The organism is Dyadobacter jiangsuensis (genome assembly GCF_003014695.1).
In the GTDB taxonomy this organism is placed as follows: domain Bacteria; phylum Bacteroidota; class Bacteroidia; order Cytophagales; family Spirosomataceae; genus Dyadobacter; species Dyadobacter jiangsuensis.
Genome location: NZ_PYAS01000008.1, coordinates 239471 through 258050 on the forward strand (window position 1 = coordinate 239471; position 18580 = coordinate 258050).

Below are 18580 nucleotides of genomic sequence, written 5' to 3' on the forward strand. Positions count from 1 at the left end.
GGAACAAACAACACCTACAAACGCGTCGGATACTGCCGAAGTATCTACAACCGAACAACGTCCGGAGAAACTCACGATGGAAATTCTGCTTGCCAGAATGATGCAAACACATCGGGACATCGACGCGTACCAAAGAGGCGAAATGACATTGGAGGAACTACATGCATTGGGCGTAAGATTTGCTGGACATCTATAACTACCGCCACTTTGGGGATGTCTATCAGTTTATTACGAAACAAGACATCGTCGTTTCCGTTCACTTATCTCTCGACGGAAGATGGTTTCCTCTGAATCCGGAGATAGCGGGGGTTCACAGTTTCGTCATTAAAACAAACAAACCGTCCATCGGCCTGGATGTCCGGCTCAGAAATACTGTGCTGGACATCCTGACCAATTTTCTGAGAGAGAACGACGCGATAATCGTCTACTATTGCGACCCATTTGACGGCAAAGGATACAAGCGGTTCCTCAAATTCAACAGATGGTTTGATCTGATCAATGACCCGTCAATCGAAAAGCAAGACGGGGCGTTCACAGTAACAGATTTGAAGGTCGACGAAAATGGTCACTTAACCAGATCAGAATTAACCGTATATGCCTCCATCCTGCTCCCGAAGACCCATCCTGATTATGACGCCGCGATCAGTCTCTTCCATTCGGGTGATATGGATAAAACAGGCAAACTATGAAAGCCTGGCCTCAATCGCTTCCAACTGCGCCATCATCTCCTGCCGGTAAGCCACCGTTTGATTGGTAATTTCAGGGATCAGCTTTTTGTAGTAATTAATGCCTTCGATCAGGTTAGCGCGGAATTTCGAGAAATACTTGGCTTTCTTATCGTTCAGCGCAGCTGCATGCCGCTCAACGTCCTTTTTGAGATAATCCACATACAAATTCAGTTCGTTGATGAACATATTGGGCCGCAAGTGCTTTGCGAGCAGGTCTATTTTCCCATAGATATGTCCCACCATTTCGTCCAATGAGTAGATGCCGGAGAACCAAGCCAGATTGGGTCCGGGACAAATGGCTACCGCACTATTCTCCCGCGGTTTAATCAGGTTGTTTTTGATGAGTGCCGCGGTACTTAGTCCTTCGCAAAGGCATAGCTTCTCGGTGACTGCGTTTATTTGCATTTGCAGGTCGGCCGGTTGCGGATCGAGTGCGAGCAACTGTTTAATTTTCAGGTTTTGATACTCGCGTGAAGCAGTGCAGACTGGCTCACTGGTGAATTCGGTGTTTGAAACCAGGTAACGCTTGTTGCACGGACTGCCGGGACGGCCTTTTGCAATGCGTTCGAGACGCTGCTTTTCGGCGGTGCTCTTCTTGAAATTATTGAAAAGCACGCCCAACGGCGATGAATCACTCACGTAATAGGCATCACCATCCGCATTCGCCAGCTCATTCAACGTGGCCTTATCTACATTGGTAACCTCTGGTACCAGCAGAAAAGGACTCCCCCACCCCGTGGCTTCTATGCCGTAATGTTCCAGCAAAAAGGCATTCTCGGCTGCGGTACCAATGCCGCCCTGCACGGATATGCGGGTGTGTGGCGCATGTGCGAACGTAATGCCCTTGCCTTTGAGCGCAGGTTCATATAGCGCAAGCAACTCGGTAAACATTTCGTCACGCCGGTTTTTGAATTCTTCCAACACCGGCCCGAGCAGATTACCTTCCGTCGCAAATGCGTGTCCGCCGCAATTAAGCCCCGATTCAATGCGAAATTCAGAAACCCAGATACCCTTCTTGGCCAGGAACTTCGCCTGGATCAATGCGGATCGATAGTCACTCACTTTCAGGATCACTTTTTTCCGAAAATTGCCATCCTCGTCCGGAAGAAAATCGGCAAAAGCTTCCAGATAGCTGTACAAATGCGGGTTCATGCCCGCGGAAAGAATAATGGACGACGACAACCGGCTTAGCGCGAAGCCGCGCAGCGCTGCCAACGCATCCGTATAAATATCGTCGAGCAGGTTACCCTCCGAATCGGTATTCATTTTATCCACCTTCGACATGATGTTCACATCGATACTGCCCGGCACGATCTGTGCACGGAGCCCGAACGCTTCTGCGTCCTTTTCCATGCCTTCGGGCATCGCGATCATTGCTTCATACCTGACTTTCAGCTCCGAATCCGCTGGCAACAGGCTGAAATAACGATCTATATCACTACCCACACCGAAGGGCTGCCCTTTCAGATTTTCAAATTCTTCTTCCACAATGCGTTGCATCAGGTCGAGGTACGAGGTGATCCGGCGGCTGCGGTAATCGGGCTCGGCTTTCGTAATGGGCCTGTCGTCTTCGCCGCGCTGGCGGGCGTAATGCACGCGCATGCGCTCGATCAACTCGTCGTCGACAATGGATGCGACCGAGGAAATGCCGTATTTGGCGACCTTAATGGGGGTATCTATGGAGTATCCCAGCCCGAGGACCGGGATATGAAAAGTATGCGGCATCATATCTGGATGAGGTCTTGATAATTCATCCAAAAGTACGTGGCCACCCCCGCCCGAAAACTGACGCTGCTTAGCTGCGATACTGAGAAACGTCATGCCATTGGGATCAGGTCATTTCTTTTTGGTCTTCTGCGGCTTCGAAGCCTCGGCCAGCTCATTTTCCTTCATTCGATATGCGACAATGCGTTTAATGAGGTCGAGCGGCAATGGATCCTTATCGGGCAGTTGGAGCGCAGATTTACTCATTTTGTACTTCGAAAGCTCCGATTTGAATTCATCCAGCAGCGCCTGACTGTAAGGATACGATAGCGAAATGTGATTGGTAGCTGCCGAATAGTAGATTAGAAAACCGAAATGCTTGTAAGCAGGGATCTGATAACTGATCACTTCCTCTGCATCCGGCGCCATCTCTCTGATCGCTTTGCGGACCGCCGCCAGCCGCTCCTTCTTTTCTCCCTGGAACGTGTCGTGGTACTCGTCTATGGATTTAAAATCTGTTTTTGCCATGCCGATTGTGTCTTTTTGATGAGTGTTTCCGTTACTAAAAAGCATACAGGCAGCGGGATTTAACCGGTTTGGTCTTTTTATTCAAGTTGTCGAATTCTTACTACATTGCATTTTATTTATTTTCAAACAAAATATTAACACACTGATTACCAATGAACAAGTTTTATACCATGAAAAAAGTCTGCTATTTCCTCTTCGCCTCGATGATCTGCCTTGGAGCAGGTTGTAAAAAGGAAAAGGAACTTGATCCGGAAGAAACTTTGAAAGAAAATTCATTTCTGAGATCGATAAAGGTCGCCGGCGCACGGGAGGTAACAATAGACACGGCCCGCAATTACATTCAGATTATCCTTCCCGAAGCATACACGAATGATATCATTGACCTGCAATTGAATGCCGCGCCCGGAGCAGAGCTCGTTTTAAATTCATGGACACCGCTTTACAGTCCAGGCCATGTAAAATACCATTTCAGGGCTACATACCCCGAGAATTTCACCATTACTAACAAGAGCAATAATCAAACCAAATCGTACAAAGTTTTTGTAGAACAGGAAGGGCCTCTCACTGCCGAGTTACTTTCCGATTTAGATATTCGGATCGGCGGCGCAAATACGGCCACTGGGGTTGCTAACATCCGCTTCAAATCCGGTGTAGGGTCATTGCCAGCGCGTCCGGATGCGTCCCAACAAATACTTCCATTTCTCAAAAACAGCTCCAAGAATGCCAATGTAAAGGGATATTTCGACAACGGCCTCGGCCAGATCTATTTTGAAGACATTTTTAGTTTGATGGAAACGGAAGGCACAGTTCTAAGTATTGAGTACGGCGAAAAGGCCTTTTCCTTCCCTGAAAAGCTGAAATTAAAGAGAGGGAAGGTCGTTTTGTACGTCGTTCAACCCGATCGCCTTTTCAGGGTTTTTCAAACAGGCAAAAGCATTACATTCGATGGCGGTATATTTCTGAATGCTCAAAAGTATTCATTGAAACTGCACAACGACGCGAGTTCCCCGGAAGTAACCCTTCCCGCTACGGTCACCGACCTTTCGACGCTGAAAACACAATTTCCGGCCACCATTCCCGATGGCCAGTATAAGGTATCCTTTTTCGAAAATACGCAATTGATTACCGAAGCCTCAATCGTGATCGCCAGGGATTCGACTGTGAAGGCAATCGGACAAATGTGGACCGGAGGCCCGGGCCTTCAATGGGACGAAATATGGAAATCCCTACCCATTGCCATCTCGCGCGGGCAGGAGCTTTTCGCAAACCCTTTCCCGGCAATAATAGATGCTTCGTCCAAGCCATTCGACGACAAGAAAAAAATCCCGGATCTGGCATTAAAGCTAAATGGGAAAGTCACGGTTCTGAAAGGGGCCGTAAAAGAAGACACGAAATATGCAGATAACTCGATAAGGATCTATTACGGCGCCTATCGCATTCCGGCCGATTTACCGCCGGGACAGTACGAAGCAAGGATGGTACTCGATAACAAGCAATACTCGCTCCCCTATTGGAGCCGGGTTGAAATCCGGTAGTACCTAGCTGCTCGTCCTGCCCGAACTGAAAACGGCTGCCAATACGGACAGAAACTCCTTCTCAGAAAATGGCTTGCCCAACACGCCATTGATGCCCAGATCGGCGTAGAAGTCTTTGTCGCGGTCGGACAAGTCGCCCGTAAAGCCTATTACCGGCGTCGCACCTTTGATCGGGTCAGGGCTGGTGCGGATTTGGCGAGTCAGCTCGGAACCGTCCATGCCGGGCATATTGATGTCGGTAATCACCAGGTCGTAAGGCTGCTTCTCGAACAGTTCGAGCGCATCGTCGCCCGAGCCGACGAGATCGTAAGTAAGCCCGTGCTTTTCGAGCAACCTGCTCATGAGCACGAGGTTCAGTTTGGTGTCGTCGGCTACGAGCACTTTTTTACCCCGCAACTCCACCTGCGTAGCTGCCTGCGACCCGCTTGGGGTAACTTTCTGCTTTTCGGCCACCTGCATCGGAATCGCTATTTTGAACTCGGAGCCTTTCCCTAACACGCTTTCGACCGAAATTTTCCCTCCGTGCAGTTCCACGATCCGCTTGCATATCGCCAGCCCGAGCCCGGTCCCCTGCTTACCTACCGAAGCGCTGTCTATCTGACTAAAATCTTCAAAAATCTCTTTCAAATGCTCTGGCGCAATACCAATCCCCGAGTCTTTAACCCGGATTTTCAGCTGCTTTTTCTGCCCATCGGCACTTTCCAGGCTAGCTTCTACCAGCACCTTGCCATGAGCCGGCGTAAATTTGACCGCATTACTCAGCAAATTAATGAGCACCTGCTTAATCCGGAACTCATCGCCCGACAGGTATACCGGTTGCCCGATGTTGATTTTGGATACAATTTCAATGTCCTTCTCACCTGCCAGCACGCTCATCAGGGCCATTACCTCATTCACGAGCTCCACCGGGTTAAAAACCTGATATTGCAGCGTTAGCTTGCCCCTTTCCAATTTGGAAAAATCGAGCAGGTCGTTTACCAGGGTAAGCAAAATGCGGGAAGAACTTTGAATAGCATCAACACTTTCCTTCATCTGGCCTTCAAGGCGGTCGGAATCCATAAGTTGGGAAAAACCGATGATCGCATTCAACGGCGTCCTGATTTCATGTGTCACCTGCGCCAGAAATTCCCCCTTCATTCTCGCAGCCTCCGTCGCCATCGACGCATATTTGACGATCGTCACGTCGTTGCGGTACAACTTAACGAGGTTCCGGATGATGATGATCGTCATGAGCAATACCACCATGGCCCCCGCCCAAAAAAGGTGATTCACTTCCTCAAACTTGTCGGATGTTTCGGTAAGCAGCAATCCTCTGAACTTCCTGGCTTTTTCTTCCTCGGCAGCTTTCAGTGATTTCAGGGTCAGTTGCAGATTGGCAAACAATTCCCCATTCAGAAATAACAACCTTTGCTCCGCCTCGTTCAATTGCCTTTTTACCCGGTTATACTCGTCGTAACGGCTCAGATCGAGCTCACGTGCCATCAGATACGGCATGACCAGCGAATCGCGCTGCGTGATTACCTTCGTTTTCTCCTGTACCACCTCGTCACCCCGCTTGTTTGCGATGGCATCGGCCAACCTTTTGAAAAGTCCGCGCTTCTTCTTTTGAGGATCCGCCAATACCACCGAATCCACCTTGGATGTCTTTTTTACCCGAATAGGCGCTGGTTTGGGTTTGGCTTGCTCCTGCTGAATTTGCTCGCTGCGTTGTACCGAAAGCGCAAAAAGGCTGTCGACCATGATCTTCATCCGGATAAATTCCTCGTTGCTTTCCCGCTTGCTTTCCATCAGGCCCGACAGCGCCGATGGTTGATGCGCACGTTCATTTTCGAATTCGTTAAGGATCCGGGAAACCGTCTGCAGTTCATCGGCAAATGCCTTAAGATAAGTGGAATCCTGCGTAATGATAAAGAGCCTGCTATTGTTCTCGGCCACGTAAAGGAGTGAAATGCAGGTATCCACCTTCTGATAACCATTCATATCCTTGCGGAGCTCCTGGATATTCTCGCGGATGGTCTGCGATTTACCGCGCGTGAGCAACAGCATAAAAACGAATGAGCCAAGTATGATGACCAGCAGGATGGTCCAGACAAAAAACGCCCTGGATAAAGTGCGGAAAGGGATTTTCATGATGTGTAAGTCCGTCGATTCTTCCCTTCTTCCCTGGAAAACCGATATTTTGAGGGTTAATTACGACAAAGGTAAAAAAGCGGACACAAAACACTGCCATGCGCCGCTACCTATTATTTAGTCTACAAAACCGCTCGAATGAGTTACACATCCCTGATAAAGCCTACGTTTCAAGCCATGCTTTGAACGCCGGGGCCTTATCCCGGCTGACGACCACCTCCTGCGAAGTTTGCGGCCGGAGTTCTATTTTCAATTTACCATTGAAATAGGTGTGAATCTTCTGAATAGCGTCGATACGGGTTATAAATTGACGATTCAGCCGAAAAAAATTCAATGGGTCGACCAGCGATTCCAGCTCTTCCAGCTTATAATCTACCAGATATTGCCGTCCGTCCGTGGCCACGAGGCACGCCATTTCATTGGCTGTATAAAAATAGGCGACGTGTTCCTGATTGATCGGTATCAGTTGTTCTCCATTTTTAACGAGAAAACGAGTTTTGAAAGGTCTTTTGGTCATTTCCAGGCTATCGAGGAGCGTTTCGACCTTTCTTGCGTAGGCTTTGGGCGAAAAGTCTTCCCGAATGTTCTCGTATTTGCGGATAGCCTCTGCCAGTTCGGGCGCCTTAATGGGTTTCAAAAGGTAATCAATGCTTTTCACGCGAAATGCCTTAATCGCGTACTCGTCGTAGGAAGTCGTGAAAATGATCGGGCTATGTGCGGGAAATTCCTCGAATATCTGGAAACTCAGGCCATCGGCGAGCTGAATATCCGAAAAGATAAGATCCACGGGCTCCGCGTTCGCGAACCATTTCCGGCCCGCCTCGACGCTCTCCAGCACCGCGCACACTTCTACGCGCGGATCAAGTTTTTTAATCAGCTTTTCCAGCCTTTCCGCGGCCGGGTATTCGTCTTCAATAATCAGTATTTTCATAGCAAATAGGACGGCAGCCGCCCCGGTGTCATCATTTATGCTGTCAATTGGCCTAGTAGCGGGATCTTCACGACAAAGCGTGCTTCCTCGCGTTTCACTTCCACTTCCCGGTCGGTCAGCAGGCTGTATCGATTGATAATGTTCTGTAACCCTACCCTGGTTGATTTTTCGAGGATGGTTTTCTCCGAAATATTATTCTCGACCACCAGATACCCATCGCTATCGTCACGGATCACGATATGCAACGGGTTCTCTCGTGAAGCCGCGTTGTGTTTAATCGCATTTTCAATCAGCATTTGAAGGCTCAACGGAGCAATGTACTGCCCTAATGCCGTCGTCGACAGGTGCTTTTCTACCCGCAAATTTTCCCTGAAACGGATTTTATTCAAATACACATAAGCATCCACGAACGCTATTTCCTCGTTCAGCAATACCGTGTTCTTGTTCCTGCTCACGAGCACGTACCGGTACACATCCGACAGCCTTTCGAGGTAATCCTGCGCGGCGGTATTCTCGTCGTCGATCAACGCCGCCAGTGTGTTCATGCTGTTAAACAAAAAATGCGGATCCAACTGATTTTTAAGCACTTCCAGCTGAGATTGCACATTTTCGCGCATCAGCGCCTCCGTCTTCCGTACATTCATTTTCCAGGCATCAAAAAAATAAACGGCTTCATAAACCAGGTACACGATCACCGTAGGTACGATGCTAATCCGAAAACCCATCGCAAGCGCGCTCACATGGTAAACCGGTTTGTAGTAAAGCTCATCGAGCAACAACGACACGAGAAACACGTAGGCCACAGCCAGCGCAGCCTCCGCAGCTACCCGCCTGCCGGTTTGTCCGTATTCGGGAAAAATCCGGCGCATCCAAATAATAATGCACCGGTTACCCTCCCAGAATGTGAGTGTAAGCAACGTGGAAAAAAGCACACTCAGGAAAAAATGCTGGCTCAGTTTCAGGAACTCCTCAAAGGCTATCATCATGGCAATGACGGTCCCCATAAGCGGGATGCCAATAATGCGCCATTTCCTGTCATTGAGCGTGTAAGCCTTTTCCTTCATTGCGAGTTGATATTGGCGGGCAAACTACTCGTTTACCCGCCAATATTCAATTAAAATGTGTATCTGAAATACGGCACAGGGAAAAACGGTGCCTGGTACTGATTCACCAGTTCGTTGGTTCTCGGGTTATAGGTTTGCTGGAAGATATTTTTACGCGCCGTTACGTTCTGCAAATCCATTGAAAATTCCATGGTGCTCCGGCGCATTTCCCGGCGATAGGAGAAGCGGATATCGGTTCTGAAATAGGCACTTTGCCGCAACGAGTAAGCACGATTTTCATCATAAACAGCTGCACCCCGCGCCCGCGACGCAGCGAGGTTCAGTGGCGTGATGTACTTGCCGCCGACCAGCGACGTCTTGATGTTCGCACTCAGGATATTGTTGGTACCAAAGCGGAATTCTTTGCCGCCAAGCACATTCAGCACATACTTGGTGTTGAACGCGGTATTACGCTCCACGTTATCGCTGCCTTTGTATTTCGAATCGAACAGCGAAGTGGTGAGCAGGAAGTAATAACCTTTGCTGAAATACCTTTCCAAAGTCAATTCTAAACCCATATTACGGCCCGAGCCGCTATTCACCAGGCTGTCGCGGTCCGACGGTCCGAAAGCAGCGCCCATATTCAATGCGGAGTAAGTGGAAGCCCGGCGCTCTACCGGCACGTCGAACAGTTGCTGATAATACGGCTCGATTTTCAGCAGGAGATTCTCGGTCAACCTGTTCTGATAGCTCAGCACGAAATGGTGGCTTTTGGTAAAACCCAGGTCCTTGTTGGTACGTACCGGCCCCGACTCCCCGGGAGTTTGTACAAAATAGGTGTAAATGTTCTGGGCCTGACTATTCAAACCATACCCCACACTTACCGACTGGCCTTTTCCAAATACGTATTGCAAACCGGCCCTCGGCTCGACAGCCACATTGTTGTTCAGGTTATAATGCTGAAAATGGAGTCCGGTTGTAAAGATCAATCCCGGTGAAATCCTGTACTTCCATTGCGTATAAGCCTGCGTAAGTACTGTTTTTTCGCCGCTCACATTTGCGCGAACGGTGTCAATTTTCCCACCCTGGTGAAGGGAGCGGCTGTACAGGTCGAAGTCGAGCAAATCCACAGTAATCCCTCCGTAAATACTACTTTTCGCATTCATTTTATGCCTTACATTCAGCACTGCCGAATATTTGGAAGTGTTGTATTTCGCCTCGCCGCTCAGGAAAGCTTCGCGCGCAGGGTTGCTGATGGAATCACCGCTGAACCGCTCGCGGGTTGTGCTCATACCTAATGTGAGTTTGGCGAAAGTTTTGGGGGTAAGATTGTGTTCATAGGCCAATCCGAAAATGTTGGTACCATATTTGACCCGGGTGTTGGTGTTTTCGGTGCCATACATATTTGAAAGCGTAGTGTCCACCTCATTGCCCTGGAAATTCACGTCGCTGCTTCCTGTTACCCCAAAAAGTGTCAGCTTTCCTTTGCTGCCAGTCGGGACAGCCACTTTAAAGTTCAGGTCCTGGTAATCGGGAATGGCTGTTCCCGTACCGAACTGCAATCCCAGGGCTTTGAACAGCCCTAGCGTGGAATACCGGTAATTCAAAAGAAAGGATGCCTTGGAGTTTCTTGCAAAGGGACCTTCGGCACCCAATTCAAAACCATTGAAGCCTACCTGGCCCATCAGTTCATGTTTCTGATTATTGCCTTCGCGAAGTTGCAGGTCAAACACCGCCGCCAGCGCATTTCCGTACTGGGAGGGAAAGGCACCCGTAAGAAAGTCGGATTTGCCGAGCACGTTGTTGTTCAGCATGCTTACCGGCCCGCCCGTAGCTGCGAACGAACCAAAGTGGTTGGGATTGGGGATATTAAGACCTTCCAGTTGCCATAATGTGCCCGACGGGGAATTCCCTCTGACCACGATGTCGTTGCGTGAATCATCGCCCGACACCACCCCGGCAAAGTTCGCTGCCATCCGCGACGGGTCGCCCAGTGCACCGGCATAGCGCTTGGTATCATCGACATTAAACGACCGGCCGCTCACCAGCGACAGCTCGTTATTGGTTTTGGTCTTATCGTTTTTGCGATCAGCGATAACCACCACCTCGTCGAGGTTCTGTACCGACTCCGTCAGCGTTACATTCAAAACCACCTCCTTGCCGGCCGTCACGACGATGTTGGACAAGCGCTGCGATTCATACCCGACCATCGTAATCTGAAACGACTGGCGGCCCATCGGCACCCCCGCGATCACGAAATCGCCCCGCACATCGGTAACGGCCCCCACCGGGCTGCCGCCTGCATCCCGAATGAGCAATACCGACGCCCCGATCACCGGCGATTTGGAAACCTCGTCGCGGATTGTCCCGCGGATTGTCTGCGTACCTTCCTGCGCATATAAGTTGGCAGCAAAAAGAAATGTCATGGCTAATAGTAATGCTTTCATTGGCTAATTTTTATGAATTGATGCACCGAAATACGGCATAACATGCTGTGTTTGAAATGCCGGGAGAGGCCAACCGTAAAGATCCGTGGGTGAAACGGTGGCAGCGTTCGGGGAATCGTCAATGCTTTTCCGGCGGCCGGGAGACAAACTTATTTGGACTTATTATAAACAAGTGACTATATTTGTCTTATTCATTCCGCTTGCGCCTACGATTGCATGACCGTCAATACAACCGACAACGCCCCTTTCCGGATAGACGAGACGTCTTTCAAGCAGATCTATCTGGCTCATTGGGAGAAGGTGTATGCTGTTTGCTACAACACCGTCCGCGATCCTGAACCGGCCAAAGGAATGGTACAGGAAATCTTCAAATCACTCTGGGAACGGAAGGACGAGCTTGAAATTACCACTTCGGTGGAGCGCTACCTGCTCCGGTCGGCCAAATTTAAGGTTTTTGAATACCTGCGGAACACGAAGTCCCGCAAGGAGCATAACGAGATCGCATTTGCAGACTATTGCGACCGCACGCACTGTACCGAAAACGACATTCTTTATAATAGCCTCAAAAACAAAGTCGACGGCCTGGTTGACACCCTGCCCTGCCAATGCCGGCGCGTTTACAAAATGAGCCGCGAAGAAGGGCTCAGCAACAAAGAGATCGCGTCGGCGCTGCTGATCTCCGAGCGGGCAGTCGAATACCACATTACCAGGGCGCTCACCACGCTTCGCGCCAACCTCACCGAATATATGCACTAGAATCGCGGTGCGGCTTACGGCTAAACTCAATTTATGCTACTTTTACTTTCAGGAAGCATCACCAACCGAACTGTGGAGTACTTGAATGAAGATCAGTAAAGAACTTATTGAAAAATACCATCATGGCCACTGCACCGACGAAGAAAGGGCCGCAGTAGAGGAATGGCTGCTGAACGACGATGCCGACGAAACGATGGAATGGAGCTTACCGGAGGAAAAAACGGCCGTGCAATCTGAAATGTGGAATGAAATTGCTGCTATCCTCCCTTCTTCCGCCGAAATGCCTGCACCGAAGGTTGAGCGCACGATTATGCGTTCGCTCTGGAAACCGGCCGTGGCTGCGTGCCTGCTCGCCGTGCTGGGGTCGGTCGCTTACAGTTTGAAACACGACTCGGCTACTCAAAAAGTTATTTCCCTGAACAATAGCTCCGGCACAGAGAACAAGGCACTTCACGAGAAAGAATTTTCCCTTTCCATTGCACCGAAAAGCAATGTGGCCATCAATAGCAAAACGGGCATTATGGACTTCTGCGGGGCAGTACTGATTAACCCGAAGGAAGATATTGAACTTACTTTTCAAGGCACTTGTGCAAACCCTGCTCAGAACCGGGAAAAGGTTTCGCTGAAAAAAGGACAAAACTACATCGCGCTCAACTATGGTGGCAAGGCCCAAACCGGCGAAGTGATCGTCGTCGAAGAAGGGGCGATGGCAAGCCTTCCGCCGCTCGTTTTGAAGCAGCTCATGCACCAGTTCAATATCTGACCTCACTCATGATACATCGTTACCGGGGTCCTGTCCACTTCGTCATTTTCGCATTGCTTGTCGTTGCTTTCCTGCCCGGCTGCCGGAAGCAATCCAGTGAAAAAGAGCCTATTACCGGAAAGAAATACAGTATTTACGCCATGATGAAAAATGGCAAAGAGTATATCTTTCAAACCGACTCCCTTCATTCGGGTGAGATTAACCCGGAAAAATCAGGTGCGCGGGTTGTGCCAGCGCCGCTTTATTATGAGCTCATCGTCCGTGATGGCCAGTATTACAGCATCGATCGCCGCAAAAGCGCATTTGTGCGGTACAAAATTGCCGATGGCGAATTTGTGAGGGATACAGCTGTTGCAATCACCGGCTTCTCGTCTGTTGAAAACTACAACTGGCTGTCGCAGGATTCGCTGATGATCCTCGGTTATGACGACGATGCACGTAAGGTCCGCTATGTCAAAATCGATGTCCGAAATCTGAGCGTGACCCAGGGTACCGTGCCTGTTCCCGCGCCATTCGGCAACTATAACTGGCTCTCCATTGGCTTCTCACAGTTCCTGGAAAACAAATTGTACATTGGCTACTGCTACCACACCTACACGCTCGACAACTACACGACCGGCGATACGATTTACACTGCCATACTGGATTATCCCGAGTTGAAACCACTAAAAACACTCAAAGATACCCGGTCCGTATATCCTGGCGGTGTGAATACCCGTCAAAGCCATTCATTTGTGACAGAGAATGGGGATTTTTACTTCATCGCCTGCCCTGGAATTGCATCAGGAAATTACCCGCAAAAACCAACCGGGATTTTCCGCATCCAAAAATCGCATGAAGAAATCGACCCGGCTTATTTCTTCAATATCTCAGCATCAGCGATTAAGAACCACGGCTATGGCTTTTGGTATGTAGGGAAAGGCAAAGCGATCGTAAGAACCGAGCGTAAAGGCCTTTATACGGGGATGAAGGATCACTACAAAGTCCCCCATTTCGACTTTTACCTGCTCGATCTTGAAAAGCAGACTACCAGCCGGCTCCCTCTTCCGCTGGACAAGGGAACTTCCCGCCAGTGCGTACTGGTAGAAGATGGAAAGGCGTATATTACCGTCAATTCGGGAAATGAAGGGTGTTATGTGTGGGTGCTTAACCCCGAAACAGGTGCACTCAAAAAGGGATTGAAGTTCAGTGAGGATACGGAGTATATTCTGCGGCTGGAACCCCTGACTGATTAGCTCTCCCCTATGCATTCTTGATTTCTTCGGGCGTGAGACCCGTGATTTCTGAAATTGTCCCGATATCAAAACCTTTGGTTTTCATATTACGAGCGATCTTCAATTTCTCTTCCTCTCTTCCTTCTTTTATTCCTTTTTATTCCTTCCTCCCTTCCTTCCTTTGTTGCTACTTTTTTCGCGTACTCCATGGAATTTTCATTATCCCATTTAGCTTTTAAATATGCATCCCATGCCATCTTTTCTTGTTCATTTAGGTTACAAACTTCTGCTATTCTAAAAACCTTGCCAAAAACAGGCTGCGAGAGAAACGTTGGAACTTGATCGAATTTAGTTAAATTTTTCAATAAATACAGCCACCGGTCCAGCTCGGTCGAAAGCTCAGGAACATGCTTCTTAAAGCGGGGCAGCTCAATGAATGTCAGGCCAAATTTGTCGTAAAACACCTGGCCACTACTCCTGTTAACCAACCTGATTTCATGGAGATACTGACCATCTAGGGAATCTTCAAAGCAGAAATCCATCAAACCAATCAAATACACCGGTTTCAAGTCATACTTCCAATTCGCAATCTCTGCCGTAACCTGGTCTCGGACGAGGGAAGCCGAATAGTACAAACATCTGTCTTTGAAATATTCCTGCTTCACGCGCTGCACTTCAATGATAAACTGCTCACCGTCGGCCCCGGTACAGCACAAATCGAAAACAGCTTTGCGGAAAATCGAAAGCTGTCCATTGTTTTCATTCTGATTGAATGTCAGATCCGCCACGTGCCTTTCTCCCGCGAAAAGGACATTCAGGAAATCGATCAGGATATCCTTGTTGGCTTCCGTACCGAAGATCCGTTTGAAACCAAAGTCTGAAAGCGGGTCGATGAACCGGCCGCAAGGCATTTCATGCATTTCCATAGTGCGTGCGGATAGAGATTGTTAACCGTTCAATTTATAGGGAAGCATTCCGGCGGCTATCATACAATGATCGAACAGCAGTCATTTTTTACCAAGCGGCCTTCGGTAAACGAGCGATTGTGCTACTCATTTCCAAAAGGGGTATCCTCCTTTTGGAAACTTCGAAAGATTGGCGAAATAAGAATCGATATTCAATGAACATCCTAAAAAAAATCAATGCCTGGCTCCACCTCTGGCTCGGACTGGCTTCCGGAATTGTAGTGGTAATAGTAGGTTTCACAGGCTGTATTCTCGTATTTGAAACTGAATTGGAAGATCTGACCATGAAGCATCTCGATGCTCCAAACACTCAAAATAAGGCTATGCTGCCGCCATCAGTGCTTTGGAAATCAGTAAAACACGCACTGCCCGACAAGGAAATCCACAGTGTCTGGTACCATGGTAAAAACCAGACGGCCCATTTCAGTCTTGACTCCGATTCGCTCGTGTACGTGAACCCCTATACCGCGGAAGTTGTGGCTATGGTGGACCATGAAGATTTCTTCCACTTCATTCTCGACGGCCACACAAGCCTCTGGATCGAAGGAAAGATCGGAACGGGGATCGTCAGCTACGCGACTTTGATATTTTTCATATTGCTCATCACGGGAATCGTGCTTTGGTGGCCCAAAAAGTGGACGAAATCGGAAAGAGAAAAGGCATTGACAATCAAATGGCAGGCCAAATTCAAACGGGTCAATTACGATTTGCACAATGTGCTGGGTTTCTATTCACTCACCGTCGCATTGATATTGACGATTACCGGGCTGATCATGGGATTTCAATGGTTTAATAAAGGTTTTTACTCGCTGGTTTCAGGCGGGCAGGAGCCTCCACGCTATGAGCGGGCGTTTTCCGATACTACCCAAAATCTGCCCCTCGCGAGCTTGTCCAATGTCGACGCGGCGTGGCGCAAGGGCGTTACCGAAATCGGGGTGCTCAATAAGGAGGCTATCATTGTTTCGTTTCCCGATAAGCCTTCCGAACCCATTGACCTTTGCACCGATATGCACAACGGCTCATGGCGATACGTATACCTCGACCAGCACACCCTCGAAGAACTCCCTGCGAGCCAGCCCCAGATTGCCGAACTGGATGTGGCCCAATGGCTTCGCAGGACAAACTATGCCTGGCACGTGGGAGCAATCGGTGGAATGCCAACCAAAATCCTGTTTTTCCTGGCCAGTCTGATCTGTACAAGCTTGCCTATCACCGGCTTTTACATCTGGTGGGGCAAAAAGACTAAAACCAAAAAGCGAGGCAAAGCATTGTCACCGAACCCCTACCTTTCGGTTTCTACCAACAAAGCCTGATATTTACATTCAATTATCTATTACATTTCATCAACTCCTGATTTCCCGGCAGTATCGCCGGTAAGCCCTTTTACAGCTATGAAATTTCAATACAATTGCCGCCTCTTCCTGCCAGTTCTGATTGCTTTACTGACCGTACATTCCAGCTTTTCTCAAACATTACCCGGTTACCTCATTAAAGGAACGCTTATTGACTCTACCTCTTCCAAAGCCATTGAATTTGCGACAATCAGCATTCTGGATGAACAGCAGCAGGTGGTTGCCCTGACATACTCGGATGAAAATGGTGTTTTCAAATCCACAGATATCAAAACGGGCTCTTACTTCCTCAACCTTTCGTTTGTAGGCTACCGACAGAAGCGTCTTGCTTTCACAATCACGTCCACAACGCCCTATGATTTTGGAATTGTGAAACTGATTTCAGACGTAAAACAGCTAGACGCGGTGACGGTTACGGGCATGAAGCAGCTCGTCGAGCAACAGCCGGGAATGCTCATTTATAATGCGGAAAAGGACATCAGCAATACCGGCGGTACTGCTGCGGATGTGCTCAGAAAAGCACCCATTTTGAATGTGGATGCCGCCGGAAATGTAACTATGCGTGGGAATTCCAATTTGCGTATTCTCATTAATGGCAAATACTCCGGCCAAATGGCCCGCAATGCTGCCGATGCTCTGAATATGATGCCCGCAGGATCGATCAAATCCGTAGAAGTGATCACGAGTCCTTCGGCACGTTACGATGCGGAAGGTGCGGCAGGCGTTATCAATATCATCACCAAAAAAGGGAATCAGAGCACGAGCGGGACAATCGAAGTCGTGGGCGGAAACCTCGAACAGGCCATTAACCCGCGCATTGCCGTAAACCGCGACAAATGGAATGTTAGCTCTACGCTGCATTTGCACCGGTTCCGCAACAAAGAACTATCGAATGTGGACCGTACCACCTATGAAAATGGTATGGAAACCGGCAAAGTGCGGCAGGAGATCGTGCGCGACAACGCCAAGCCCCACAGCTCGGGTGATTTGCAGATAGAATACCTGGCCGACAGCGCCAATGTTTTCAATTTCTCCGTCAATGGCTGGCTCGGTAACTGGCCGCAGAACAGCGAACAGCACAATAGCCGACTCACACCCGACGGCCAGGTTATCGATCAGTTTTTCCAGTCAGTCAAAACCAAAGCGCCCAACAAAGGCATCGACCTGAATTTGGGTTACACCAAAAAATTCCGAAAACCGGGCGAAGAACTCTACCTGATGGCGCAACACAACCGTTCTATCGACGATTTCAATTATAATGCCCGCCAGCGTGACGACGAGCAGTTCCTCGTTTACCGTGAAATCAACGACAACACCACGCATAACCGCGAATGGACGTTCCAGGGCGATTACATATTGCCACTCACGCCTTCGGGCAAGCATGCCTTGGAAAGCGGTGTAAAAGCGATATTGCGCAATGTAGGCAGCGATTACCAGGTGCAGGCCAGCGCGAATGGCATGCCCGATCAACTCAGCATCGTCCCTTCCCGTACCGACCGCTTCGATTACCGCCAGGATGTGCTCGCGGCTTACAGTCAGTTCAAATTCAAATGGAGCAGCGGCTGGGCTTTACACGCCGGGGCACGCATGGAAGGCACTTTCCTTGAAGGCGACCAGCGCGATGCCAAGGTACATTTCACCAGCAACTTCTGGAATTTCGTGCCCAGCGCGACTGTTTTCAAGAAACTCAATGCGAACAACAATCTCACATTGAGCTACACCAAGCGCATTTCGCGGCCATCCATCTGGGACCTTAACCCCAACCGCGACAGCCAGGATCCGAAGAATATCGTAGTCGGTAACCCCTCGCTGAAACCGGAGGAAGTAAACCAGATGGAGTTCACCTATGCATTGCAAACCAACTCCGACCTGTTTCTGAACATCTCGGCATTTGGCAGGAAAACCGACAATTCCATCGAAAGCATTGTCACGATGGACGCAGAAGGCGTAGCAACCACCACCAAGCAAAACCTCGCGTCGAATGAACAATATGGCATCAACTTTTCGACCTCGTTCTCGCCCCTGCCCGATTGGAAGATCAACAGCAACGCCAACATTCGCCAGGCTCGATTCAAGAGCGGGGCGCTCGGTATCGATAACAAGGGTGCGGCCTGGGGAATCAATATCAATACCAGCCTGAAACTACCCAAAAATTACAGCGTACAGGCCTATGGAGACTACGATGCGCGCAGTATCGAACTGCAAGGATTTGAAGGCGCCTGGTTGTATTACAGTTTTTCAGCCAAGAAGGAGCTTCCTGCACGCAAGCTCTCGATTACGCTCACAACGGTGAGCCCTTTCGGTGCCTATCGTCCGCAGAAAGAGGTGGTGAGCTCTCCAGAATTTTACTCGATCACGCGTAACCAATACCTGATGCGCTCCGTGAAACTCTCTCTCAACTGGGAATTCGGCGGGCTGTTCAAGCAGGGCTCGGGACGCAAGATCAGCAACGATGACCTTAAAAACGTGAAACAGGGCGGCTAA

The 18580-nt window shown here is 49.3% G+C and carries 15 protein-coding genes; 7 read left to right on the forward strand and 8 right to left on the reverse strand.

Going from position 1 to position 18580, the window contains the following annotated elements:
* The first annotated feature begins 179 nt into the window (after positions 1-179).
* On the forward strand, positions 180-689 hold the full coding sequence (locus tag CLV60_RS17910) for a DUF6169 family protein (RefSeq protein ID WP_106596744.1): 510 nt from the start codon (positions 180-182) through the stop codon (positions 687-689).
* Here the strand turns inward: CLV60_RS17910 and CLV60_RS17915 are convergent.
* Positions 684-2456: a hypothetical protein gene (locus tag CLV60_RS17915; RefSeq protein WP_106596745.1), complete on the reverse strand. Its 1773-nt coding sequence runs from the start codon at positions 2454-2456 to the stop codon at positions 684-686. The genes CLV60_RS17910 and CLV60_RS17915 overlap by 6 nt on opposite strands.
* Before the next feature lie 108 nt (positions 2457-2564).
* Complete coding sequence (locus CLV60_RS17920; protein ID WP_106596746.1) at positions 2565-2960, reverse strand: iron chaperone; 396 nt, start codon at positions 2958-2960, stop codon at positions 2565-2567.
* A 152-nt stretch (positions 2961-3112) separates the two neighbouring features.
* On the opposite strand from CLV60_RS17920, the gene CLV60_RS17925 reads away from it, so the two are divergent.
* Positions 3113-4495, forward strand: coding sequence for a hypothetical protein (locus CLV60_RS17925; RefSeq protein ID WP_106596747.1), 1383 nt, complete (start codon positions 3113-3115; stop codon positions 4493-4495).
* Between the two features lie 3 nt (positions 4496-4498).
* On the opposite strand, the gene CLV60_RS17930 is transcribed toward CLV60_RS17925, so the two are convergent.
* The 4 genes from CLV60_RS17930 to CLV60_RS17945 all read right to left on the reverse strand — a co-directional run bounded on the left by CLV60_RS17930 (position 4499) and on the right by CLV60_RS17945 (position 11046).
* On the reverse strand, positions 4499-6625 hold the full coding sequence (locus CLV60_RS17930) for a hybrid sensor histidine kinase/response regulator (RefSeq protein ID WP_229211025.1): 2127 nt from the start codon (positions 6623-6625) through the stop codon (positions 4499-4501).
* Positions 6626-6788: 163 nt separating this feature from the next.
* Entirely contained in the window at positions 6789-7556 is a 768-nt protein-coding gene (locus CLV60_RS17935) for a LytR/AlgR family response regulator transcription factor (protein WP_106596749.1), read from the reverse strand.
* 35 nt (positions 7557-7591) lie between these two features.
* Positions 7592-8620: a sensor histidine kinase gene (locus CLV60_RS17940; protein WP_106596750.1), complete on the reverse strand. Its 1029-nt coding sequence runs from the start codon at positions 8618-8620 to the stop codon at positions 7592-7594.
* A gap of 50 nt (positions 8621-8670) precedes the next feature.
* Positions 8671-11046: a TonB-dependent receptor gene (locus CLV60_RS17945; protein ID WP_106596751.1), complete on the reverse strand. Its 2376-nt coding sequence runs from the start codon at positions 11044-11046 to the stop codon at positions 8671-8673.
* A gap of 216 nt (positions 11047-11262) precedes the next feature.
* Between CLV60_RS17945 and CLV60_RS17950 the strand changes: the two genes are divergently transcribed.
* The 3 genes from CLV60_RS17950 to CLV60_RS17960 all read left to right on the forward strand — a co-directional run bounded on the left by CLV60_RS17950 (position 11263) and on the right by CLV60_RS17960 (position 13800).
* A complete protein-coding gene (locus tag CLV60_RS17950) occupies positions 11263-11802 on the forward strand; it encodes an RNA polymerase sigma-70 factor (RefSeq protein ID WP_106596752.1) in 540 nt (179 codons plus the stop codon).
* Between the two features lie 85 nt (positions 11803-11887).
* Positions 11888-12565 (forward strand): hypothetical protein, encoded by a 678-nt coding sequence (locus CLV60_RS17955; protein WP_106596753.1) that lies wholly within the window; start codon positions 11888-11890, stop codon positions 12563-12565.
* Positions 12566-12573: 8 nt separating this feature from the next.
* Positions 12574-13800 (forward strand): DUF4374 domain-containing protein, encoded by a 1227-nt coding sequence (locus tag CLV60_RS17960; protein WP_106596754.1) that lies wholly within the window; start codon positions 12574-12576, stop codon positions 13798-13800.
* A gap of 7 nt (positions 13801-13807) precedes the next feature.
* On the opposite strand, the gene CLV60_RS35195 is transcribed toward CLV60_RS17960, so the two are convergent.
* Positions 13808-13885 carry a hypothetical protein gene (locus CLV60_RS35195; protein WP_510185973.1) on the reverse strand — a complete coding sequence of 26 codons (78 nt, stop codon included), beginning with the start codon at positions 13883-13885 and terminating at the stop codon, positions 13808-13810.
* Position 13886: 1 nt separating this feature from the next.
* Entirely contained in the window at positions 13887-14705 is an 819-nt protein-coding gene (locus CLV60_RS17965) for an Rpn family recombination-promoting nuclease/putative transposase (RefSeq protein ID WP_229211026.1), read from the reverse strand.
* 194 nt (positions 14706-14899) lie between these two features.
* On the opposite strand from CLV60_RS17965, the gene CLV60_RS17970 reads away from it, so the two are divergent.
* Both CLV60_RS17970 and CLV60_RS17975 read left to right on the forward strand, forming a co-directional pair.
* A complete protein-coding gene (locus CLV60_RS17970; RefSeq protein WP_106596755.1) occupies positions 14900-16057 on the forward strand; it encodes a PepSY-associated TM helix domain-containing protein in 1158 nt (385 codons plus the stop codon).
* A 78-nt stretch (positions 16058-16135) separates the two neighbouring features.
* On the forward strand, positions 16136-18580 hold the full coding sequence (locus tag CLV60_RS17975; RefSeq protein ID WP_106596756.1) for a TonB-dependent receptor: 2445 nt from the start codon (positions 16136-16138) through the stop codon (positions 18578-18580).

Bases quoted from the DNA above. Each gene is read 5' to 3' on its own strand.
- CLV60_RS17950 (WP_106596752.1), top strand. From the start codon at position 11,263: ATGACCGTCAATACAACCGACAACGCCCCTTTCCGGATAGACGAGACG.
- CLV60_RS17940 (WP_106596750.1), bottom strand. From the start codon at position 8,620: ATGAAGGAAAAGGCTTACACGCTCAATGACAGGAAATGGCGCATTATT.
- CLV60_RS35195 (WP_510185973.1), bottom strand. From the start codon at position 13,885: ATGAAAACCAAAGGTTTTGATATCGGGACAATTTCAGAAATCACGGGT.
- CLV60_RS17920 (WP_106596746.1), bottom strand. From the start codon at position 2,960: ATGGCAAAAACAGATTTTAAATCCATAGACGAGTACCACGACACGTTC.
- CLV60_RS17935 (WP_106596749.1), bottom strand. From the start codon at position 7,556: ATGAAAATACTGATTATTGAAGACGAATACCCGGCCGCGGAAAGGCTG.
- CLV60_RS17970 (WP_106596755.1), top strand. From the start codon at position 14,900: ATGAACATCCTAAAAAAAATCAATGCCTGGCTCCACCTCTGGCTCGGA.
- CLV60_RS17915 (WP_106596745.1), bottom strand. From the start codon at position 2,456: ATGATGCCGCATACTTTTCATATCCCGGTCCTCGGGCTGGGATACTCC.
- CLV60_RS17945 (WP_106596751.1), bottom strand. From the start codon at position 11,046: ATGAAAGCATTACTATTAGCCATGACATTTCTTTTTGCTGCCAACTTA.
- CLV60_RS17955 (WP_106596753.1), top strand. From the start codon at position 11,888: ATGAAGATCAGTAAAGAACTTATTGAAAAATACCATCATGGCCACTGC.
- CLV60_RS17975 (WP_106596756.1), top strand. From the start codon at position 16,136: ATGAAATTTCAATACAATTGCCGCCTCTTCCTGCCAGTTCTGATTGCT.
- CLV60_RS17925 (WP_106596747.1), top strand. From the start codon at position 3,113: ATGAACAAGTTTTATACCATGAAAAAAGTCTGCTATTTCCTCTTCGCC.
- CLV60_RS17960 (WP_106596754.1), top strand. From the start codon at position 12,574: ATGATACATCGTTACCGGGGTCCTGTCCACTTCGTCATTTTCGCATTG.
- CLV60_RS17965 (WP_229211026.1), bottom strand. From the start codon at position 14,705: ATGGAAATGCATGAAATGCCTTGCGGCCGGTTCATCGACCCGCTTTCA.
- CLV60_RS17930 (WP_229211025.1), bottom strand. From the start codon at position 6,625: ATGAAAATCCCTTTCCGCACTTTATCCAGGGCGTTTTTTGTCTGGACC.